This window comes from Desulfofustis glycolicus DSM 9705 (assembly GCF_900130015.1).
In the GTDB taxonomy this organism is placed as follows: Bacteria; Desulfobacterota; Desulfobulbia; order Desulfobulbales; family Desulfocapsaceae; genus Desulfofustis; species Desulfofustis glycolicus.
In genome coordinates, this window is sequence record NZ_FQXS01000006.1 from 153,088 (window position 1) to 172,467 (window position 19,380).

18 protein-coding genes and 1 riboswitch are annotated in these 19,380 nt (G+C 58.9%); of the genes, 10 read left to right on the forward strand and 8 right to left on the reverse strand.

Annotated features, from left to right (window positions below):
• Positions 1 to 138 precede the first annotated feature (138 nt).
• From BUC26_RS07155 to BUC26_RS07185, 7 genes are all read left to right on the forward strand, one after another.
• The gene (locus BUC26_RS07155) at positions 139 to 2,715 is read left to right on the forward strand and encodes a histidine kinase dimerization/phosphoacceptor domain -containing protein (protein WP_073374729.1); all 2,577 of its coding nucleotides are present in this window, start codon (positions 139 to 141) and stop codon (positions 2,713 to 2,715) included.
• Positions 2,712 to 3,116, forward strand: coding sequence for a response regulator (locus BUC26_RS07160; RefSeq protein ID WP_073374734.1), 405 nt, complete (start codon positions 2,712 to 2,714; stop codon positions 3,114 to 3,116). The genes BUC26_RS07155 and BUC26_RS07160 overlap by 4 nt, the downstream gene beginning before the upstream one ends.
• 53 nt (positions 3,117 to 3,169) lie before the next feature.
• The gene (locus BUC26_RS07165) at positions 3,170 to 3,547 is read left to right on the forward strand and encodes an ArsR/SmtB family transcription factor (protein WP_084540513.1); all 378 of its coding nucleotides are present in this window, start codon (positions 3,170 to 3,172) and stop codon (positions 3,545 to 3,547) included.
• A gap of 14 nt (positions 3,548 to 3,561) precedes the next feature.
• Positions 3,562 to 3,792 carry a thioredoxin family protein gene (locus tag BUC26_RS07170; protein WP_161949812.1) on the forward strand — a complete coding sequence of 77 codons (231 nt, stop codon included), beginning with the start codon at positions 3,562 to 3,564 and terminating at the stop codon, positions 3,790 to 3,792.
• 85 nt (positions 3,793 to 3,877) lie between these two features.
• A riboswitch (molybdenum cofactor riboswitch) is annotated at positions 3,878 to 4,005 on the forward strand.
• Positions 3,995 to 5,017: a GTP 3',8-cyclase MoaA gene (gene moaA, locus BUC26_RS07175; RefSeq protein WP_073374736.1), complete on the forward strand. Its 1,023-nt coding sequence runs from the start codon at positions 3,995 to 3,997 to the stop codon at positions 5,015 to 5,017. It overlaps the preceding riboswitch by 11 nt.
• An 11-nt stretch (positions 5,018 to 5,028) precedes the next feature.
• Positions 5,029 to 6,237, forward strand: a complete 1,209-nt coding sequence (locus tag BUC26_RS07180; RefSeq protein ID WP_073374738.1) for a molybdopterin molybdotransferase MoeA — start codon at positions 5,029 to 5,031, stop codon at positions 6,235 to 6,237.
• A gap of 21 nt (positions 6,238 to 6,258) precedes the next feature.
• Entirely contained in the window at positions 6,259 to 6,693 is a 435-nt protein-coding gene (locus BUC26_RS07185; protein ID WP_073374740.1) for an MOSC domain-containing protein, read from the forward strand.
• Between the two features lie 43 nt (positions 6,694 to 6,736).
• Here the strand turns inward: BUC26_RS07185 and BUC26_RS07190 are convergent, their stop codons facing one another.
• From BUC26_RS07190 to BUC26_RS07200, 3 genes are all read right to left on the reverse strand, one after another.
• On the reverse strand, positions 6,737 to 8,020 hold the full coding sequence (locus BUC26_RS07190; RefSeq protein WP_073374742.1) for an HD-GYP domain-containing protein: 1,284 nt from the start codon (positions 8,018 to 8,020) through the stop codon (positions 6,737 to 6,739).
• Between the two features lie 325 nt (positions 8,021 to 8,345).
• Positions 8,346 to 8,873, reverse strand: a complete 528-nt coding sequence (gene rbr / locus BUC26_RS07195; RefSeq protein ID WP_073374744.1) for a rubrerythrin — start codon at positions 8,871 to 8,873, stop codon at positions 8,346 to 8,348.
• Positions 8,874 to 9,095: 222 nt separating this feature from the next.
• Positions 9,096 to 9,722, reverse strand: a complete 627-nt coding sequence (locus BUC26_RS07200) for a hypothetical protein (protein WP_143165939.1) — start codon at positions 9,720 to 9,722, stop codon at positions 9,096 to 9,098.
• 224 nt (positions 9,723 to 9,946) lie between these two features.
• Between BUC26_RS07200 and BUC26_RS07205 the strand changes: the two genes are divergently transcribed.
• Positions 9,947 to 11,296 (forward strand): DEAD/DEAH box helicase, encoded by a 1,350-nt coding sequence (locus BUC26_RS07205; RefSeq protein ID WP_073374748.1) that lies wholly within the window; start codon positions 9,947 to 9,949, stop codon positions 11,294 to 11,296.
• A gap of 208 nt (positions 11,297 to 11,504) precedes the next feature.
• Complete coding sequence (gene typA / locus BUC26_RS07210) at positions 11,505 to 13,310, forward strand: translational GTPase TypA (protein WP_073374750.1); 1,806 nt, start codon at positions 11,505 to 11,507, stop codon at positions 13,308 to 13,310.
• Between the two features lie 320 nt (positions 13,311 to 13,630).
• Here the strand turns inward: typA and BUC26_RS07215 are convergent, their stop codons facing one another.
• Genes BUC26_RS07215 through BUC26_RS07235 form a run of 5 tightly spaced genes read right to left on the reverse strand, consistent with a single transcriptional unit; the run spans position 13,631 to position 18,164 of the window.
• Positions 13,631 to 14,062, reverse strand: a complete 432-nt coding sequence (locus BUC26_RS07215) for an NUDIX domain-containing protein (RefSeq protein ID WP_073374751.1) — start codon at positions 14,060 to 14,062, stop codon at positions 13,631 to 13,633.
• Positions 14,059 to 14,694, reverse strand: a complete 636-nt coding sequence (locus tag BUC26_RS07220) for a 5' nucleotidase, NT5C type (protein ID WP_244155801.1) — start codon at positions 14,692 to 14,694, stop codon at positions 14,059 to 14,061. Before BUC26_RS07220 ends, BUC26_RS07215 begins: the two co-directional genes overlap by 4 nt.
• Entirely contained in the window at positions 14,684 to 15,505 is an 822-nt protein-coding gene (locus BUC26_RS07225; protein WP_073374752.1) for a hypothetical protein, read from the reverse strand. The genes BUC26_RS07220 and BUC26_RS07225 overlap by 11 nt, the downstream gene beginning before the upstream one ends.
• Positions 15,506 to 15,549: 44 nt before the next feature.
• Entirely contained in the window at positions 15,550 to 16,074 is a 525-nt protein-coding gene (locus BUC26_RS07230; protein WP_073374756.1) for a GDSL-type esterase/lipase family protein, read from the reverse strand.
• The gene (locus BUC26_RS07235) at positions 16,071 to 18,164 is read right to left on the reverse strand and encodes a glycogen debranching protein (RefSeq protein ID WP_161949813.1); all 2,094 of its coding nucleotides are present in this window, start codon (positions 18,162 to 18,164) and stop codon (positions 16,071 to 16,073) included. Before BUC26_RS07235 ends, BUC26_RS07230 begins: the two co-directional genes overlap by 4 nt.
• A gap of 135 nt (positions 18,165 to 18,299) precedes the next feature.
• Here BUC26_RS07235 and BUC26_RS07240 point away from each other — a divergent pair, with 135 nt between their 5' ends.
• Entirely contained in the window at positions 18,300 to 19,241 is a 942-nt protein-coding gene (locus BUC26_RS07240) for an Lcl C-terminal domain-containing protein (protein WP_073374758.1), read from the forward strand.
• The last annotated feature ends 139 nt before the right edge of the window (positions 19,242 to 19,380 follow it).

Below are 19,380 nucleotides of genomic sequence, written 5' to 3' on the forward strand. Positions count from 1 at the left end.
ATTTTATTCTCGGAATATCATGCATATACCTGCGGTAAAATTTTCTTGCGCGCCTCGATCTTGAACGAAATTCCGAATTTTTCAGGCTCCCCTGTAACCGCCCCGCTACCTTGCGGAAAGACCGGTAAGGCGCCGAAGATGATCAAAAAAATCCAATCATATATTGGACTTAAGCTGTTTGTTCTGTTGACGGTAGTGATCGTACTGTCGGTCGTCTCCCTGACCTATACCGCACTCCAGGTCATCAATACCTATGGGAGAGAGGTGGCGGCGATCAGCGAAAAACAGATCAGGAACCAGGTGATGTCGTCTTTGTCGGGGTTCACGCAAGAGCGGGCGACCAGGTATCAGGCCTTTTTCGATCGCGTTGCCTCCTGTGCCGGGCTGGTGGCCAGCCAGGCATCGCTGATTTACGCCGATCTTGCCGACTATGCCCGTCGGCCGCTGTTTCCGGTCAACTACTCGCAACAGGCGGATAACGGGCACTGGATTAACGATGCCGATGACCCCGTCGTCTCTGTTTTTTGGGGCGGTCCCGACCTGCAGGCCGATAGTGTCCGCGAATTACGGGCCCTGACCCATATGGCGCCGCTGCTGCACCGTGTACTCGTCGAAAACCCGGAAGTACTCGCCAGTCATATTATCACCGTCACCGGCATCGGCCAGTATTGTACGGAAGAAATCAGGAGCCGTGAGGCGGCGCGGGCGCTACCGCCCACCGCGCAGTTCGACTTGCGTGACGGGGAGCCGATGACCATCTTCAGCGGTTCCGGGCGGACTGATCGTCAGGTTCGCTGGACGGGGATCTATCAGGATGATGTCGTCGATGGTTTGATGCTGACGGCAAGCGCGCCGATCCATGATGAGAAAGGCGACTTCCGCGGCATTACCGGCATCGATGTCCCGTTGCGTACCGTGGTCGAGGAGATCCTTGCTGCCGGTGACACCGGTCATGCCGATCCGGTTCTGTTCTCTTTCCTGATTGACCGGGGGGGTGGGGTGATCGCGCTTGCCGAAGATTACTTCCCGTTTTTCGGCCTTCGTGTGGACCGTGCGAGGTTTCGCAATTCCGGTGATCGGCTGAATCTCTCACTCTACGACTCGACTGACACCCGTATCCGGGAGTTGGCCAAGGCCATCCAGGATCGTGACCGGGGGCTCTATGAACTGCACGACGGTGATCAGCGCTATTACCTGGCGGCGAGCAGGATGTCCGGCCTGGGTTGGGTATATGGCGTGGTCGTCCGGGAGGATGACATCCTGGCGGCCGTCGAGAAAAACCAACTGGCGCTTGCCGAAACGATCAGGCAGGTCGAATTGAGAGGCACGGTCTTATCCCTGACGGTGATCCTGCTTGCCGTTGGCGTCATTTTTCTGGCCGTGCGTCATCTCGTCACCCCGCTGCGGACATTGGCCACGGCCACCCGCCGGGTAACAGAAGGCGACCTGACGGTGCGTTGCCCGGTGATGACGACCGATGAGGCCGGTGTCTTGGCCGCATCGTTCAACGATATGGTGGCACAGCTTCAGATCGCCCAACAGTCTCAGGCCCGCTATGCCGAAGAGTTGGAACGGATGGTCGCCAATCGTACCCAGGAGTTGATCGACAAGCGCAGCGAGCTGGAAGAAACCGTTGAACTGCTGAGAAAGGAAGCCGAACGGCGGCAGCTCGTCGACGAGGCGCTGCGCCTGAGCCGGCAGCAGTATTACGACACGATGGAGGCTTCGAAGGCGGGGATCTTCATCGTCAGTGACGGCTTGTTCACCCATGTCAACTCTTCGTTCGCCCAGCTCTTTCGCATCGAGCGCGAGCAGTTGATCGGCACCGATCCGCTGACGGTGGTGCTGGCCCAGGACCGGTTGGTTGCCGCCAAACACTTGCAATGCTTGGCATACGATACCGATATGCAGCCGTCTAATGTCAGGTGTGTGCGTTCCGACGGATCGATATTCCATAGTGAAATATGGGCGAAAAGCACCACTTGGCGAGGCAAGCAGGTCTTCGTCGGCACGATTATCGATGTCAGCGATCTGAAGCGGCATGAAGAGCGGTTACGCCTGCAGGACCATCAATTGCAGAAATCGTTGGAGGAAAAGGAAATTCTGCTCAGAGAGATCTATCATCGAACAAAGAACAATATGCTCGTGATCATTTCCATGCTCAATCTGCAGACCATGGAAGTGGAGGATGAGCAGGTCAAAACGGTCTTCCGGGAAATGGAGGACCGGATCCGAGCGATGGCCCTGGTCCACGAGAAGCTCTATCAGTCGCAAAACCTGTCCGAGATCGATATGGGGGCCTATGTCAGAGAGATAAGTCAGGCCTTGGTCGCCAATATGGTCAGTGATGAGCGTATCGGGTTGCGGGTCGATATCGAGTCGATAGTGCTCAATATCGATTATGCGGTACCGCTTGGCCTGGTCGTCAATGAAATCGTTACCAATTCACTGAAACACGCGTTTCCCGATGAGCGTTCCGGGAGCATCGCTATTCGGTTGCGCCAGGACGGAAGCGGAGTCTCCACGCTGGTCATTGAAGATGATGGAATCGGATTGGAGAGAGGGATCGACGTGATCCGGAGCGGCTCGTTCGGCCTGCAGATCATCGCCTCTCTGGTGATGGTACAGCTGGCCGGGACGATCAGCGTTGACCGGACGCACGGCACCCGCTATGAAATCACCTTTGCAGAACCACGCAGGAACAAGCGGATATGAAACAGCAACCGGTAAGGGTAATGGTCGTCGAGGATGAAGTGCTGATCGGCTTGATGCTCGTCAGAAAATTACAGGCCCGGGGATACCAGATTGACGAGGTGGTTACCTCCGGTGAAGAGGCCGTGTGCCGTGCCGGTCGCGAAAGGTTTGACGTGATCTTGATGGATGTCACGCTGGCCGGTGAACTGAGTGGTATTGAAGCGGCACAGCAGATCAAGGAGCGATACGATATTCCCATTATCGTCTACAGCGGTTATGACGACAAACAGTTTTACGATCAGGTTCGACTGCTGTCACCGGTTGCGGTGCTGAAGAAACTGGGACCGATCAGTGACATCGTGGCGGCCATTGACAAGGCTGCCGGACGTTCCATAACGTCCGGCAGCGGGGAAGCGTGGTAAAACATTCTGCTGTGTGCCCGTTGCAGCGATGAGGGAGCCGCAAAGGAGGGGATATGGGCTCGAAGGAAACGATATTTCTGCAGCGTCCGGCAGAACGGCAGGACTTCGTCGCCTGGGCGGACGTGCTCAAGGTTCTGGCCCATCCGTCCCGGCTGATGCTGATTGAAGCGCTGTCGGGCGGGGAACGGTGTGTCCAGGACCTGACCGACCTGGTAGGCCATGATATGTCGACCGTTTCCAAACACCTCAATCTGTTGCGGGAGAGTGGTATCGTGGCCGACGATAAACGCGGCAAGCAGGTCTACTATCGCCTCCGGATCCCGTATGTCCTCCACGTCTTTTACCTGCTCGAGGCAATCCGCGGTGCCGATCGGAGCCACGCCGGCCAGCCGCCGTCGACACTTCGTCCGCTCAAAGGGTCGGGAAAGTGATCAGGATCATCGTCTTGGGCCTGGAAGATGACCTCTGCCGTGAGGTGGTGCGTCTGGTCGCCGTTGCCGTTGTCGAAAGCGAGGTCCCCGTTGTTGTTGAAACGCACACTGATTTTGAGCAGATGATTGCCCGAGGGGTCTATGCTCCACCTGCCGTTTTTGTCGATGGCGTGCTCAAGTCGGTGGGCCGGGTTCCGGAGCAAGCAGAACTGCTCGATTGGCTTTCAGCATGCCGGGTACGGTAAAAACAGCGCTGCATTTCAGGTCCGGACGGACAAAAAGGGCTTGAAAGAGCGGCCAAATGATGCCAAGATTGTATGACGCTGTCTGATAACCACATAACTCCGAGCCGAAAGGTCTACGTTCGACACGTTGTCGGATATGGCCTGAGGCCGCAAGGGTCGGGCGGGAAACTGCCCTGCCTTCCGACATTGAAAAGGAGTGAGTATGCGAATTGATCACCTCACCAACGGTGGCACCGCCTCGACGGCTGCCGCAACCCCTTTGATCGACAACCATGGCCGATTGATCACCTATCTGCGATTGGCCATTACCGACCGTTGCAACCTGCGGTGTCGCTATTGTATGCCGGAGCAGGGGGTGGAGCCGATCGCCCATGATCAGACCCTGAGCTATGAAGAGCTTGAACGGTTGGTGGCAATCGGTCTGTCCATGGGTATCACCAAAGTTCGTGTGACCGGAGGCGAGCCGTTTGTCCGGCGCGGCTGCATCGATTTTCTGGAACGGTTGAAACGCAGGCACCCGCGCATACGGGTTTACGTAACGACCAACGGAGTGGCGACGGCACCCTATCTGCCGCGATTGCAAGAGATCGGTATCGACGGTATCAACCTGAGCCTGGATACCCTCGACCGTGCTCGTTTCTTTGCGATTACCCGCCGCGACCGACTCGACCACGTACTTGCCACCTTCCATGGTGCATTGGCCCGCGGCATCAAGCTGAAGATCAACAGTGTCGTCGATGAGGATACCAGCGATGCGGAAATCGTCGCGTTAGGCGATCTTGCCCGGGGCAACCCATTGGACCTGAGGTTTATCGAAAAGATGCCGTTTTCCGGCAGCCCGTTCAGACCGGCCGGGCCGGTCCTGTACGATCGACTACAGATGCTGTTTCCCGGACTCTCGGAGATCAGGCAGGCGGAGATCGCCACGGCGCGACGTTTCGGTCTGCCTGGTTTTCGCGGGAGTATTGGCATAATCCAAGGGCAATCCCGGCAGTTTTGCGCAACCTGCAACAAGATCCGCATCACCCCGCCGGGTATGCTGAAGACCTGTCTTTATGACGACGGTGTGCTTGATCTCCGGGCACTGCTTCGTTGTGGTGCCTCGGATGAAGCGATTAGCGGCGCCATCAGGGATTGTGTCGGGCATCGTTTTGCCGACGGCCACGAAACCGAAAAGAGCCAGCAAAACCATGACGACCCGTCTATGGCGACCATTGGCGGCTAGGGGGTGAGGCGATGATATCCGTACAGGAGGCGCTGCAGATTCTGCAGGACAATATCCCGCCGGCACGTCGAGCCATAGTGCCGCTTGAGGCTGCCTATGGAAACTTTCTCTACGAGGACCAGATCGCACCCGAGCCGTCGCCACGCTATACCAATTCGGCGATGGACGGATTTGCGGTGCGCTGGGCCGATTGTGCCCATGCAACCCGGGAGCATCCCGTTGCTCTGGAATTGATCGGCGAGAGTCAGGCCGGGATACCGTTCGACGGCCTGGTCCGTGGCGGATTGGCGGTCAGGATCAGCACCGGTGCGGTCCTGCCGGACGGGGCTGATACCGTAATTCGCCAAGAAGATACCAGAGAAACGGGCGATCGTGTCGAGATCCTGGCCATCCAAGCCCTGGGGCAGGACGTGCGACGCCAGGGGGAAGAGTTTCACGCCGGCGATCTGCTGCTGGCCAGGGGTACCCGTCTGGCAGCCCGGGAACTGGCGCTGCTCGCTGCCTTCGGCATTTGCTTGGTGCCGGTCCATGTCCAGCCGCAGGTGGCGCTGCTGGTAACCGGCACCGAACTGGCCCGTCCCGACGACCAGCAGATCAAGCCCCACCAGATCAGGGACTCCAATTCCATCATGCTGGCCAGTGCCGTCAGAGACGCCGGGGCCATCCTGCGCTCGATTGTGCGGGTCAGTGACAGTCCGGAAGAAACCATCGTCGCGATCGAGCAGGCAGTTGCCGCCGATGTTGACGTCATTCTCTGTTCCGGCGGTGTCTCCGTCGGCCAGCACGACCACGTCAAAGAGGGTGCTCTGACCGCCGGGTTTACCGAGCTGTTCTGGAAGATCAGTCAAAAGCCGGGCAAGCCGCTGCTTGCCTGTCGCCAGGGTAATACCCTGCTGTTCGGACTGCCGGGCAACCCGGTGTCGGCGTTTATGTGTTTCAGCAACTATGTGCGGCCGGTTCTGGCCACCTTGCAGGGAACCTCATCGGTGAGCAGGACGCTGACCGCTCGCTCCCCGGAGCGGGTGGCCAATACCGGCAAGCGAACCAATTTCATCCGCGTCACCGTCGAAGAGCATCCCAACGAATTGGCGGTTATTCGGGAAATGGCTCGACAGGGTTCGCATATGCTCAGTTCCATTGTCCATGCCGACGGCTACATCGTCCTGGAGCCGGGAGAAGTGCTCGAGGCGAATGGCCTGATCGAGGTTGTTTTATTTTAAAGGTTCCCTAAGGAGATAACCATGGCCCGGGTAGAAGCACTGTGCATCAGCGACCGAAAAGGCGCGGTCAAGACGGCGGTTCCACAGGCGGTCTTCAAGCAGGGATGGGGCATTGAGGATGATGCCCATGCCGGTGCCTGGCACCGCCAGGTGTCTTTGTTGGCCGGAGAGAGTATCGATCGGGTCAAAGAGCTGCTACCTGAATTGGAGCAGGGCGCTTTCGCCGAAAACATTATCACTCGCGAACTTGATCTGGCGACCCTGCCGATTGGGAATAGGCTGCGTATCGGTGACTCGGTGGAAGTGGAAATCACGCAAATAGGCAAAGAATGTCACAACAGCGGCTGCGCCATTAAAAAGGCGACCGGTGACTGTATTATGCCGCGCGAAGGGGTTTTTGCCAAAGTGCTGGTCGGCGGCACCGTCACCACCGGTGATACGATTGTCAGGCTCTGACGCGTTTGACCCTGAAAGATGGCGGGCAGAAACGGCCGGCCGGTCAGAAAGGCAGATATCCTTTGATTACCCCGTCGACCCGGCGATCGAGTGCGGTTTCATCCAGCGATGCAAGTTCGGTAAACAGGTTCGGTGCCATGGCAACAAAGGCGGAGACCAGCACCGGATCGAAGCGTAAGCCGGACTCCTGCTCGATGGAGCGCAGTCCCGTTGCAAGATCCACCGGGTCACGGCCCGGTCCGGGGACGGTCAGCGCGTCGAAGTGTTCGGCAATGGCCAGAATTCTGGCGCCGATCGGAATTGCCTGTCCGGACAAGCCGGCCGGATAGCCGGTGCCGTCGTAGTGTTCGTGACAGCTGCGCACGATCGGCTCCGCTTCCCGCAACCAACGATATCGTTTGATCTCTTTGAGCAGCCGTTTATGCATTGCCGACAGTTGCTTGCTGATTCCGTGTTGCTGCTCTTCCCGCTTGCTCACCACCTCGTCGGGCCGCCCCTGTCGGTCCAGTCCGTGCAGAAATGCTGCCTGGATCAGGCCGCGGATCGTGATTCGCGCCACTCCCTGCTGCTCGGCCAAAGAAGCTGCGTAGACCACCAAGCGGTGCTGATGATGGGCACTGGTGGCGGTGTCTGCTGCGGCCAGCGTTTTGGCCAGTTTTTTCAGCAAAAACCCCGCGGCTCGGTTCGCGTCGCCGCTGCCGGCAATCAGCTGGCGTTGCAGCAGGACCATGGCCGGATAAAACAGCAGACCGCAGACCGCCAGAGCGGCACAGGCCAGCGCGCCGGTCAGTCCGGACCAGCGAAGTGTGGCGGTGGTATCGTCCAGGGATAACCGGTAAAGGCCGTCCAGGTAGCCGATGACTCGGTTGCTTCGGGCATCGCGCAATGGGATGAGGACCTGCCGGTAGAATCGTTTGTCGGAAAAATGTAGCCGGCCGGCAGCAGCCTCGGAAGCGAACGATGGCGGGGTTGTTGCCGAGAATGCTGCGGCCCGGGCGGCGCCGTCTTCGCGATCGCCGCTGAAAAGTGCTCGCTGGTCGGCTGTTGTCACCGTGACCTGAATGAATGAGCTCTGCTCCAGGGCGTCGCGCAGGAGGTGCTCGGTCACCTCTGGGGGGAGCGCTTCCGGGGTTCTGCCTGTCAGGGCGATGACGCCGGCAAACAGACCGCTTTGGTGCTCGGCGCCGCGCAGCATGGTATCGGCCAGGCGCTGATACTCGAGGTAGAGCAGGGCCGCGATGGTAAGCAGCATGGCAAGCAGACAGGCCGCGCCGATTCTGCGCAGCAGGCGGAAATGAATTTCTCTTTTAAAGAGTGGCGGTTTCATCGTAACCCAAAAAAGCGTGCCGGGGTGTCCGCACCCCGCTGTCGGTGTAGCGACGGATTATACCGCTCCAGGCTCTGCCTGGCGGCGTCACGTTCGGCGCACTCTACCATCGGCGATGGCAAATGACAAACATTGAGATGCAGGTCGAAGTGAGATGGCATCCGGCACGTTGCCAGAGAGAGCGCGGCGGGATGCTCGTGGTGGATGGCAGAGTGAGGAGTTCTGCTTGGGCGCGGGGAGGTTTGGAGAACAAAGGAGGGCGGCCGCCACTTCGGTTGCACTGAAGTGAGCGGCCGCTCCCGGCGGTATCAGGACAAGCCAGTGCCTACAGATCCTTGTGCAGATCGGCGGGTTCGTAATATTCTTTCGGGTGTTCGCATGACGGGCATTTGGTCGGCGGTTCCGTTCCTTCGTGGATGTAGCCGCAGAGAGTGCACTTCCATTTGATCGGCTGGTCGCGTTTGAAGACCGTACCGTTCTCCACCCGAGCCAGCAGCTTCTTGTAGCGTTCCCGGTGTTCGGCCTCGACTTTGCCGATCATCTCGAACTTGATTGCCGCTTCCATGTTGCCCTCTTCCTTGGCCACCTTGGCGAATTCGGGGTACATGCTCGAGGTCTCGTAATCCTCACCATCGATCGCTTCTTTCAGGTTGGCAACGGTGTCGCCGATACCGCCGAGTAGCTTGAAATGATCGTTGGCATGACGCATTTCGTTGATCGCGGTCTCTTCAAAGAGGTTGGCGATATAATGGTAACCTTCCTTGCGGGCGACCTTGGCGAAAAACGTGTACTTGTTACGCGCCATGGACTCGCCGGCAAACGCCTCTTTCAGATTTTCAGTAGTCTTGCTCATGTAATTCTCCTTTGCTGATTCGTTGGTTGCGGGCCCGTCGGGACGAGACCGTAAAATCAAACTTTGTCGATAATGATAACTTTTACTAATAAATGCAAGAGAAATCTCCACAGCTCGGCGAAAAGACCAATCATTTCCGGTTATCTCCCCATCTCGTTGGAGGGTCCTTCAACAGGCATAAGAACAGCTTCATCCGGAAATTGTCTGTAGCGTAAAAGACATTCACGGTTGCCCGATCGGTGATACGGTGACCACCGGTTGCAAAGAGAGAACAAGCGCCTGGGGGACGGCGGCAATATCCACGGGCTGCAGGTCGACGGTCAATTTCCGGTCGCCGGTTTCGGTCACCAGCGGTTCAAGGCGGTCGATGATGACCGGGAATTCTCTGCCGTTGAACAGGCCGGCGAGCAGTGCCGCGGTATCGGAGGCTTGACCGGTGGCCTGCCCGTCGTTCTGCTGGCTGACCCGGGGGACAATGAACAGAGTCTGCTGCGGTCGGTCGTACCGTAGCGTCGCCGTCAGCGCAAAATCCAGATCGGCCGAGCCGATGTTGACGCGAAGCTGGTGACCGGCAATGCTGGTGTTGACCTGCAGGTCGCTGCCGGTCAGGCCGATCAGTGCCGACACGCTGCCGTCACTCAGCTGCAGCTCATCGATCGACGTGACGGTAATCGAACCGGTGAGGGAACCGTCCGGCTGATCGATGGGAATCGGCAGGGTCTTGTGCAAGATGTCGGCGAGCGTCGCTTCGGGCAGGTGCAGCGTGACCGGTTCGCTGTCGGCCGCTGAGCGGCCGGTTGCTCCGAAGAGAAGAACGAGGATCGAGAAGACAAGATATGTTAATCGCATGGCGGTGCCACTCCTTGTGACCGGGGTGACCGGTCTGTAATGGGGTTGGCTGACGGGAACCGACGCCGACATCTCAGCTCCTGATGCTCCGGGAAAGATTGTGTCGGACCGGCGAAATTCGGTGCACTCTGCTCAGAGCGTAATATAATCGAATCGTTGCCACAAGGCACCTCTGATCGGCTTCTCCTAAATCCGTGCACTGTGAATATGAAAAAAACCGAGATATGGTAACACTGACTGTCAGTTCGGATTGCCTGCTGGAGGGACTCGATCCCACTGTCGAGCAGGCGATCAAAGAAAAACTGACCATCGATAACCCTCAGTATATTGCTGCCAAGCGCTATGGCCGGTGGATCGGCAAACGATTGAAACCGACTTTGCATTATTACGAACAGGTGGCGGCAGGCCTGCGCTTTCCGCGTGGCTTTTCCAACCAGGCGGTGCGGCTCTGCCGGCAGCAACTCGGGGAGGATCCGGTGATCGTCGACAACCGGCGATTGTTGGCCGAGCATGCCTTCTCGTTTCACGCTTCACTGCGTCCCTACCAGGACTACGCGGTACGGACCGTGTGTTCCCGTTCGTTTGGCGTGCTCGAGGCCGGGACCGGCAGCGGCAAGACGGTGATGGCCCTGGCGGTGGTCTGCCGGCGCCGGCAACCGACGCTGGTCATCGTGCACACCAAGGAACTGCTCTATCAATGGCGGGAGCGAGCCCGGGAATTTCTCGGAATCGAGGCCGGATTGGTCGGCGACGGTCGCTTCGATCTCAAGGAGTTGACGATCGCCATCGTCAATACGGCGCGAAAACGGACCGCAGAGATGGTGCCGCATTTCGGCCAGCTGATCGTTGACGAATGTCACCGCGTGCCAGCCGCGCTGTTTACCGACGTGGTTTCCTGTTTCGATTCTCACTTCTTGCTCGGCCTGTCAGCAACTGCTTTTCGCAGCGATGAAGGGATGACCCGTCTGATTTACTATTTCATGGGCGATCGAATCCACACCGTCGACCAGATGCATCTCAAGGTGACCGGCGCGGTGTTGCGCCCGAAGATCATCAGACGCCTCACCGATTTTTCCTATCGCTACCGGGGTGACTACCAGGCTTTAATCTCGGCTCTGGCCAAGCATGAAGGAAGGAACCGCCAGATCGTCGACGATATCGTCCGGGCTGTGCAGCAGGACCCGACCGGGACGGCGCTGGTCGTCTCCGATCGTCTCAGCCACTGCCAGGTCTTTCACCACCTGTTGCAGCTCCATGGCGTTGAAGTGGTGCTGCTTACCGGACAGACGCCGCCCGAGCAGCGTGTCGACATCGTTTCCCGGGTCCGGGACGGCCGGGTCCAGGTATTGGTCGCCACCTTGCAACTGATCAGCGAAGGGTTCGACTGTTCCGGGTTGTCCAGTCTCTTCCTAACCACCCCGATCACCTTTGAAGGGCGATTGCTGCAGGTGATCGGCCGGATTCTGCGGCCGGCGGAAAACAAGTCGCCCTGCGTCTACGATTATGTCGACGAGGAGGTCGCCGCGCTGCGCCGTTCCGCCGCCGCCCGGCAGAAAATCTTGGCCCGGCTCTGATTCGCGCCAAGTGAAAAGGATGGCCGGTCGGGCGACCGTTGCCGCATCATTTTCCGCAATTGATTGCACGATCGCTCGCAATGTTGTATACTGTAGGGCTCGTCGGCCCTATTTCCGCCATACTGACGCCGTGTTGCCTCGCAACCACGATGTACAGATCCCGACATAACCCTCACCGAATGACGCAGGCCGTTCGTTGGACACTTTTATGCAGCAACCACTCATCCGTAATGTGGCGATCATCGCTCATGTCGATCACGGCAAGACGACGCTGGTCGACCAGCTTTTCAAACATTCTGGCATGTTCAGGGACAACCAGGTCGTTGCCGAACGCCTGATGGACTCACTCGATCTCGAACGTGAACGCGGTATCACCATCACCGCCAAAAACGGTTCCTACCATTTCGGTGACTATTGGATCAATATCATCGACACCCCGGGGCATGCCGATTTCGGCGGCCAGGTGGAGCGGGTGCTGCGCATGGCCGACGGCGCGTTGCTCCTCGTCGATGCCCAGGAAGGGCCGATGCCGCAGACTTATTTCGTGCTGAAGAAAGCACTGGAAAACCACCTGCCGGTGATCGTCGTCATCAACAAGATCGACAAGCCGGCTGCACGCTGCGAATGGGTGGTCGACCAGGTCTTCGACCTGTTCGTCAAGCTCAATGCCCCCGATGATATTCTCGATTTTCCGGTGGTCTACACGTCGGCCAAGCAGGGCTACGCATTGCTCGACCCAGGCGAACCGGTGGTCGACGGCGGCTCGATGGTCGCTATCTCGGAGATGATCGTTCAGCGCATTCCCGCCCCGGTCGGCTCGGTGGAAGCGCCGTTGCAGATGCAGGTCGGCACTATCGATTATTCGCCCTATCTCGGCCGTCTCGGTATCGGCAAAGTAATCAACGGCACGCTGTCGTTGAACCAGCCGATCGCCGTGGCCCGCCGGGACGGGTCGATTCGGCCGGTGCGCATCTCCAAGATCTATCGTTTCGACCGGGACCAGAAGGTCGCCGTCGAGGCCGCTTCGGTCGGCGAGATCGTCGCCGTCGCCGGTATGGATGATGTAACCGTCGGCGTCACCTTCACCGATCCGGATGATCCGCGGCCGCTGCCGCTGATCGATATCGATCCGCCGACCATCTCGATGGATATCATCCCCAATGACTCGCCGTTCGCCGGCAAAGAGGGCCGCTTCGTCACCTCCCGGCACCTCAAGGAGCGTCTGGATCGGGAAACCCTGGCCGATGTCGCCCTACAAGTGGAGCCGTTGCAGGACGGTGTCGGCTTCAAGGTTTCGGGGCGCGGCGAGTTGCACCTGTCGATCCTGATCGAGAAGATGCGCCGCGAGGGCTATGAACTGCAGGCCACCAGGCCGCGGGTCATCATGCGCCAGGAAGAGGGGCACCTCTGTGAACCGTACGAACGGCTTACGGTGGATGTTGACGAGTTATATCAGGGGGCGGTTATCGAGAAACTCGGTAAACTCAAGGGACAGCTCGAAGAGATGACTCAAAACCACGGCTTGACGAGGATGGTCTTTATCATTCCGACCCGTGGCCTGCTCGGCTATCGCCCCCAGTTTATGACTGACACCAAGGGTATGGGCACCATGAGCTATGTCTTTGAAAGCTACGGGCCGTATGCCGGAGATATCGTCAATCGGGTCAACGGCGCCCTGGTGGTCAAGGAACAGTGCGCCTCGGTGGCTTACGCGCTGTTTAACCTGCAGGAGCGCGGCACGCTCTTCATCAATCCCGGCGAGCCGCTTTATCCGGGCCAGATCATCGGCGAGCATTGCCGGACTGGGGATCTGACGGTCAACCCCGCCAAGGGCAAAAAACTGACCAACATGCGGGCTTCCGGTTCCGACGAGGCGGTAATTTTAACCCCGCCGCGGTTGCTGACGCTGGAAGACTGCATATCGTTTATCAACGACGATGAGTTGGTCGAGGTAACACCGGCCTCGATCAGGCTGCGCAAACGGACCGGTGTAAAAGCAAGGGGAGAGCGATGAAAACGATAATCCTGCTGATCGTTTCTCTGGCGGCAGGGATCGGCATGTTCGCGCTGATTGCCAAAAAATATGGCAGCGATTGTGTCCCTTGACTGATGCTCTACGGCTCCGTAGGCACGGGGCTGCTCGTTTTCTGGCTGCTGAACGTGCTTATCTAACACCCACGACGGGAAGTCACAACGAACAATGAAAATCGGCTTTATGGTCGGAAGGGCTTGCCGGGCCTGCCTCTCCGGCCCGCCGGGCCTTCGCGATGCAGTCTCCGACAAGACCGGCCAGCCCGGGAAATGATTTTCATATAAAAAAGAGAGCGTGTTCGCTCACCCACCGTTTTTTTCTTTCCAGCGAAAATAGTCGGCGATGATCCGGGCGTGGTCAAACGCCAGTTCCGGGAGTTCGTCTTTGCCGAACAGCGCCGCTTCGGCGGCATCATCGCCGGCCGCCGGCAGGCCGTGCGCCACGCCGACAAAAACCGTCGAGGCGGTGTGCATCCGTGGGTCCCGGTGCGGGTCGGAGTAGGTATGGAACTGGGCCAGTTCGAGGACATCCAGGCCGGTTTCTTCCCGGGCTTCGCGGAGCGCCGCCTGCTCAAACGATTCGCCGTAATCGACGAAACCGCCGGGCAATGCCCAACCCAAAGGAGGATTGGCCCTCTTGATCAGTACGATGCGGCCATCGATGTCGATGATGGTATCGACGGTCGGGACCGGGTTTCGCGGCTGAATCGGGTGCTGGCAGTTAGGACAATTCATGCTGTTTCTCCACGAAAATCAACGAGTTCGGCAAGCTCATGCCAGTCGATGACCGACGGCAGGTCGTGACGGTCGCGGTTCCACGGCTGGCTGTAGACAATCGGTTCGAGTCCGGCCTCGGCCAGTTGTCTGCAGGTCCTGGCCCGGTCGTCGATGAAGTGACGCAGGTTGCAGGCCCTGATGAACGACTCCTTGTTGTCGTGGTCGCCGGTGACGATCAATTCGATTCGCCGCAGTGTCTGCGGCGGGCAATGAAGCTCAAGCCAGTCGAGGACCGGTCTGCGTTCCGGCCGGGCAGTGATGATGGTGACCGGAGCCAAGCGACTGAGGCGGCTCAGCGTAGCGATGGCGCCTGTGATCGGTTTGAGGCCGGAGCCCACCGAATCTTCGAGGATCGCAGCAAAAATCGATTCGACGACACCACCGTCGATGGGCAGGCATTGCTCCAGTTGAAAGCTGCAGATATCTTCCGGTGCGATTGCGCAGTAGCCGTAATCCCTGCAGGCGATTCTGATAAAAGCCTCGGCGATATCGGCGATGACGCCGTCGAAATCAAAACCGATTGAATCGGGGCGAATGCTGCCTGGCAGGATGCCCCGAGGCGCTAGCACGGCGCGATGGTTAGAGTTCATCGACAACGACTGCCTGTTCGACAAGAACCCCATAGGTATAGCCGGCTCCGAAATCCCGATTGATGGCGACCGTTCCCTCCAGGGTGACCACCTGGTCTTTCGTCAGTTCCTGACTGGTAGTTACCACCAGGTCATGGGTGTTGTTCAGCGGGTCGCCACTGCCGTCTTGCAGATGCACCCAATTTCTGCCCATGATATTGGCATTGTATTTGACGACTGTGCCGCGGACTCGGACGGTCGTGCCGTCCAGCTGTTGGGCCTTGGCAAAGACTTCACCGACTCGGTAACCGTTTTCTCCACTCGCTTTTGCCACCTCGACCTCGGCGAACGGAGCTATTGCCGCAGTACTGCCGCCGGATTGGGGAATGGCGGTCTGTGGTTGCGGGCTGCCTCGCTCGGCGGCCACGGCGGCGGCGAAGGGATCGTCGGCAGCCGATGGAGCCGGATGCGCCTGGTCCGGTGCAGCGGCCGGTGCGGCTTCCCCGGAGACACGGCCGGGCGAGAAGACGATGGCGCTGAAGGTTCTGTCGAAGGTCTTGCTGTGAAAGTCGTTCATTACAAGGCCGGGTTGCAGGGCAAGGGATTCACCGACGGTGACGGTGCTCTCGGGCAGCGCCACCCAGACCTGTCCGTTGGTGGTATCGAGCTGCACATAGGTGTAGCCTGCCCCGCTCATGGTTTCCAGGACGGTGCCGGTGATCGATGTGTCCGATTCCGGGGTCGATGTCGCCGCCTGCAGATGGACAGCGGCGGAAAGCAGGAGGGTAGTGATGACGGTGTAACACATGATGCAAACTATCGTACGTTTCATAACGGATCCTCGGAATGGGGTAATGTAATGGTTGCAAAGATAAGTCAATCCGCGACAAAAGCAAGCGGTTCAAGGAGGCGGCGCAGCTCCGTTGCCCAGATGCGATAGCCTGCCTCACTGAGATGGACACCGTCGGCAGCAAACGGCGCGATGCGAGTGGCGCGAAACGGTTGCTGAAGATCGCACAGCAGGCAGGACGCTTGGGTGCCGATCTGTGCGAATTCCTTGTTCAACACGTCGGCCCGTGGGGCAAGGCCGGGCAATGGAAACGGCGGTAACCCGGTAACGATGATGGTGCTGTCCGCGAGTCGTCGCTGCAGGTCGGCGACGATCAGCCGGATCGTGACGGCGATATCCCGGCGGCCAAGGAGCAGATCGTTGGTGCCGATCATCAGGATTACCGCCACCGGCGTCACGTCCCTGGTTTCCCGGTCGAGGCGCCGGGCCAATTCCGTCGTGGTCTCGCCCGGAATGCCCCGGCTGGTGACCCGATGCTCCGGCAACCGCTGCGGCCAGTCGCCATAATCGATCAGGGAGTCTCCGAGAAACAGCAGCTCCAGGCGCTTCATGGCTGCTGTGACGGGAATGATTGCAGAACGATCAGGCCCATGGCTGGGACATCAAGGTGCGCCCCGGCGTCGATGATCGCCGCCGATTCGGCAGCACAGCAGTCGGCCGGCGCGGCAGCGCAGCTGTCGATGATCCGGCGCCAGGACGTCGCTGTCGGCCGCGGCGGAAGGTCGGCGACGACGAAACGGGCGGCTTTGTCCCGGCTGCCGTTGGTCATGATGAAAAAATCGGCGGTATCCAGAGGATCGTGCAGCAGAAACGCAAGCGTGCGGCAGTGCGGCGACCAGTCCTGCCGGCCCGGGTGTAGCGACTGCCAACTGATTTCCGGGTGGTTTTCCGCCAGGCCGTCCCGTTCATGCGGGAAAAAGGTGCTGCGTCTGAATGAGCGGTGCTGTTTGCGCAGGCCGATACAGAACCTCACAAAGCGCAGCAGGTCACTATTGCTTTCGGCCAGCGTCCAGTCCACCCAGCCGGTTTCGTTGTCCTGGCACCAAGCATTGTTGTTGCCGTGCTGGGTCCTGGCAAATTCGTCTCCGGCGGTCAGCATCGGGATTCCCTGGGAGAACAGGAGCAGCCCGAAAAAGCTGCGCATCCGGCACAAACGCAGGCGCCTTATCTCCGGAGGACAGGGATCACCTTCGTGGCCGCTGTTCCAGCTGAGATTGTGCGACTCTCCGTCACGGTTTGCCTCGCCGTTGGCCTCATTTCGTTTTTTCTCATAGCTGACCAGGTCGTAGAGGGTGAACCCGTCGTGGCTGGTCACAAAGTTGATCGAGTTGAGCGGTCCCCGGCCGCTCGGTCCGTAGAGGTCGGAACTGCCGGCCAGGCGTGATGCCAGCGAACTGACCGTGTCGTCGTAATCGGCCAGAAAACGGCGCAGATCGTCACGGTACCTGCCATTCCATTCACGCCAGCGCGGATGTGCGGAAAACGTGCCGACCTGATAGAGGCCGGCGGCGTCCCAGGACTCGGCGATGATTTTCGTCTGGCGGAGCAGGGGGTCTTCGGCGATCTCTTCGACCAGCGGCGGGTCGGTCAGTACGGCGCCGTCCGTACCGCGGCTGAAAAGCGCGGCCAGATCAAAGCGGAAGCCGTCGATATGCATTTCCAGTATCCAATAGCGCAGTGCATCGATGATCAGTCGGCGGACCACCGGGTGGTTGCAGGAGATGCTGTTGCCGCAGCCGGAGTAGTTGAGATAGTTGCCGGTTTCCGGGTCGAGCAGGTAGTAGATCTCATTGTCGATGCCCCTGAAAGAGGAGGTGATGCCATGCCGGTCGGACTCCCCGCTATGGTTGAAAACCATGTCGACAAAGACTTCAATGCCGGCCTGGTGCAGGGCGCGTACCAGGGTCTTGAATTCGCTGACGGCCGCTTCGGGCCGCTCGGCAAGTCCTGGCTGCAGGGCGAAGAAATTGACCGGATTGTAGCCCCAGAAGTTGAGCAGGCGGGCACCGCTGACCGGGTCGAAAAATTTGTTGTCCGTCTCGTCCCAGGCAGTTACCGGCAGAAGTTCGACGGCGGTGACGCCGAGTGATACGAGATAGTCGATCTTTTCCGTCAGCCCGCGAAACGTACCCGGCGCCGCTACGCCGGAAGTGGCATGACGGGTGAAGCCGCGGACGTGCAACTCGTAGATGATGGTCTCTTCTGCCGGGGTCTGCAGTGGTCGGTCGCCCTGCCAGTCGAAGGAAGTCTCCGGTTCCACCAGGCAGCACGGCCGTGAGCCGTAGCCGGCGGGCGTATTCCAGGATTGGGCGAGAAGCCGCCGGCAGTAAGGGTCGATCAACACCCGGTCCGGGGAAAAGGTGCGTCCTTTCGCTTCGTCGGGGCTGCCGTCGATCCGGTAACCGTAGCAGAGCGGTTGATCCGTGGTCAGGCGAATATGCCAGATGTCGCCGCTGCGGTTGGTGGTCGGATCAAGCGGAATTTCCATTGGGGTAGCGGCGTCTGAGGCGGCCACATCTCCAATCACCAGGGTAACCGATTCGGCATGCCGGGAAAAAAGGCTGAGATTTACCCAACCGTCGCCGGCTGACGGCCCGAGCGGCAACGGTGTTCCCGGTTCGATAGCAGTCTGAATTTTCATGGACGAAATGAGATTCATTCTTAAATTGTAGGCATTGTCACCGAAGAGATACCGTGACTATACCAGGACTGCTTCGGCAGGGACAAGCAAAAGCGTCGGTTCGGGAAGGGACCGCCAGACGGGAGGAGGAACCGTATGGGAATGTTTCACAGCATGAAAGTGGGTGATCTGACGATTGATTCAATTGACTGGGAGATGACTCCTGAATGGACATTCGGCACCTTCGAGTCGTGGGGAGGACGCGAAAGAATACGAAATAATAACGAGAGGATATATTATTTTTATATAGACAATTGGGGTGATGAACCGAAACTTTGCCTGATGGAGCGCGGCGTCAAGCACGCGCGCATCATTGCCGAGATCAAAGCACCGGCCGAGTTGGTTGAGCGATGTGTCGACGGGCAGGGTGAGGCGGCCTTTTATGAACGAACCTTTGCCATCGACGAGTCGGTGCGCACTTGGCTTATCGAGCATGTACTGGACAACGGCGATGCCAGTCTGGTTCGTCCGATCAAAGAGGTGGTTGTCATTGAGGATATGGGACGGAGTCTGCCGCTCTGGGATGGTACCCGGGATGCCGGTGATTTGATAGCGTTGCCTGCCGAATCTGCTGCGTTGACCGACGAGCAGGTCGCCGACTTGATCACGTCCTGGAATTTTTTCGATGCCGAACACAACCCCGGTGGACGGTTTGTCAACCACCTCCATGACAGCGGCCAGCGGACCATCGTCGACCAGCGGACCGGTCTGATGTGGCAGAGCAGTGGTCTTGATATCGCCTCTATTCGGAGCATCAATCGTAGCATCGTCGAGCTGAATCGTGTCGGGTTTGCCGGTTATCATGACTGGCGGTTGCCGAGTTTGGCCGAGGCGATGTCTCTGCTGGAACCGATACAAAACGATAAGGATCTCTACCTCGATTCCAATTTTTCCGGAGAGCAGCCGTTTATTTTCGTTGCCGGTCAACGTCATCCCGGCGGTTATTGGTTCGTTGATTTCAAACAGGGGCGTGCGTTCTGGTCATCGGGCACTATCCCCGGCGGATTCGGACGTCTCTGCCGCACTCTGTCGCCCTGAGCCACCGGCGACTCAGGGGAACGGACAGGGGAAAGCCCCGTCGATCGCTGTTGTGATCGAACGGGGCTTTTTTTTGCACCGATCCCCGTTTCCGGGCAAGACCGTCGAGAGTGCTCTGTATGCCATTGCCAGAGACGGG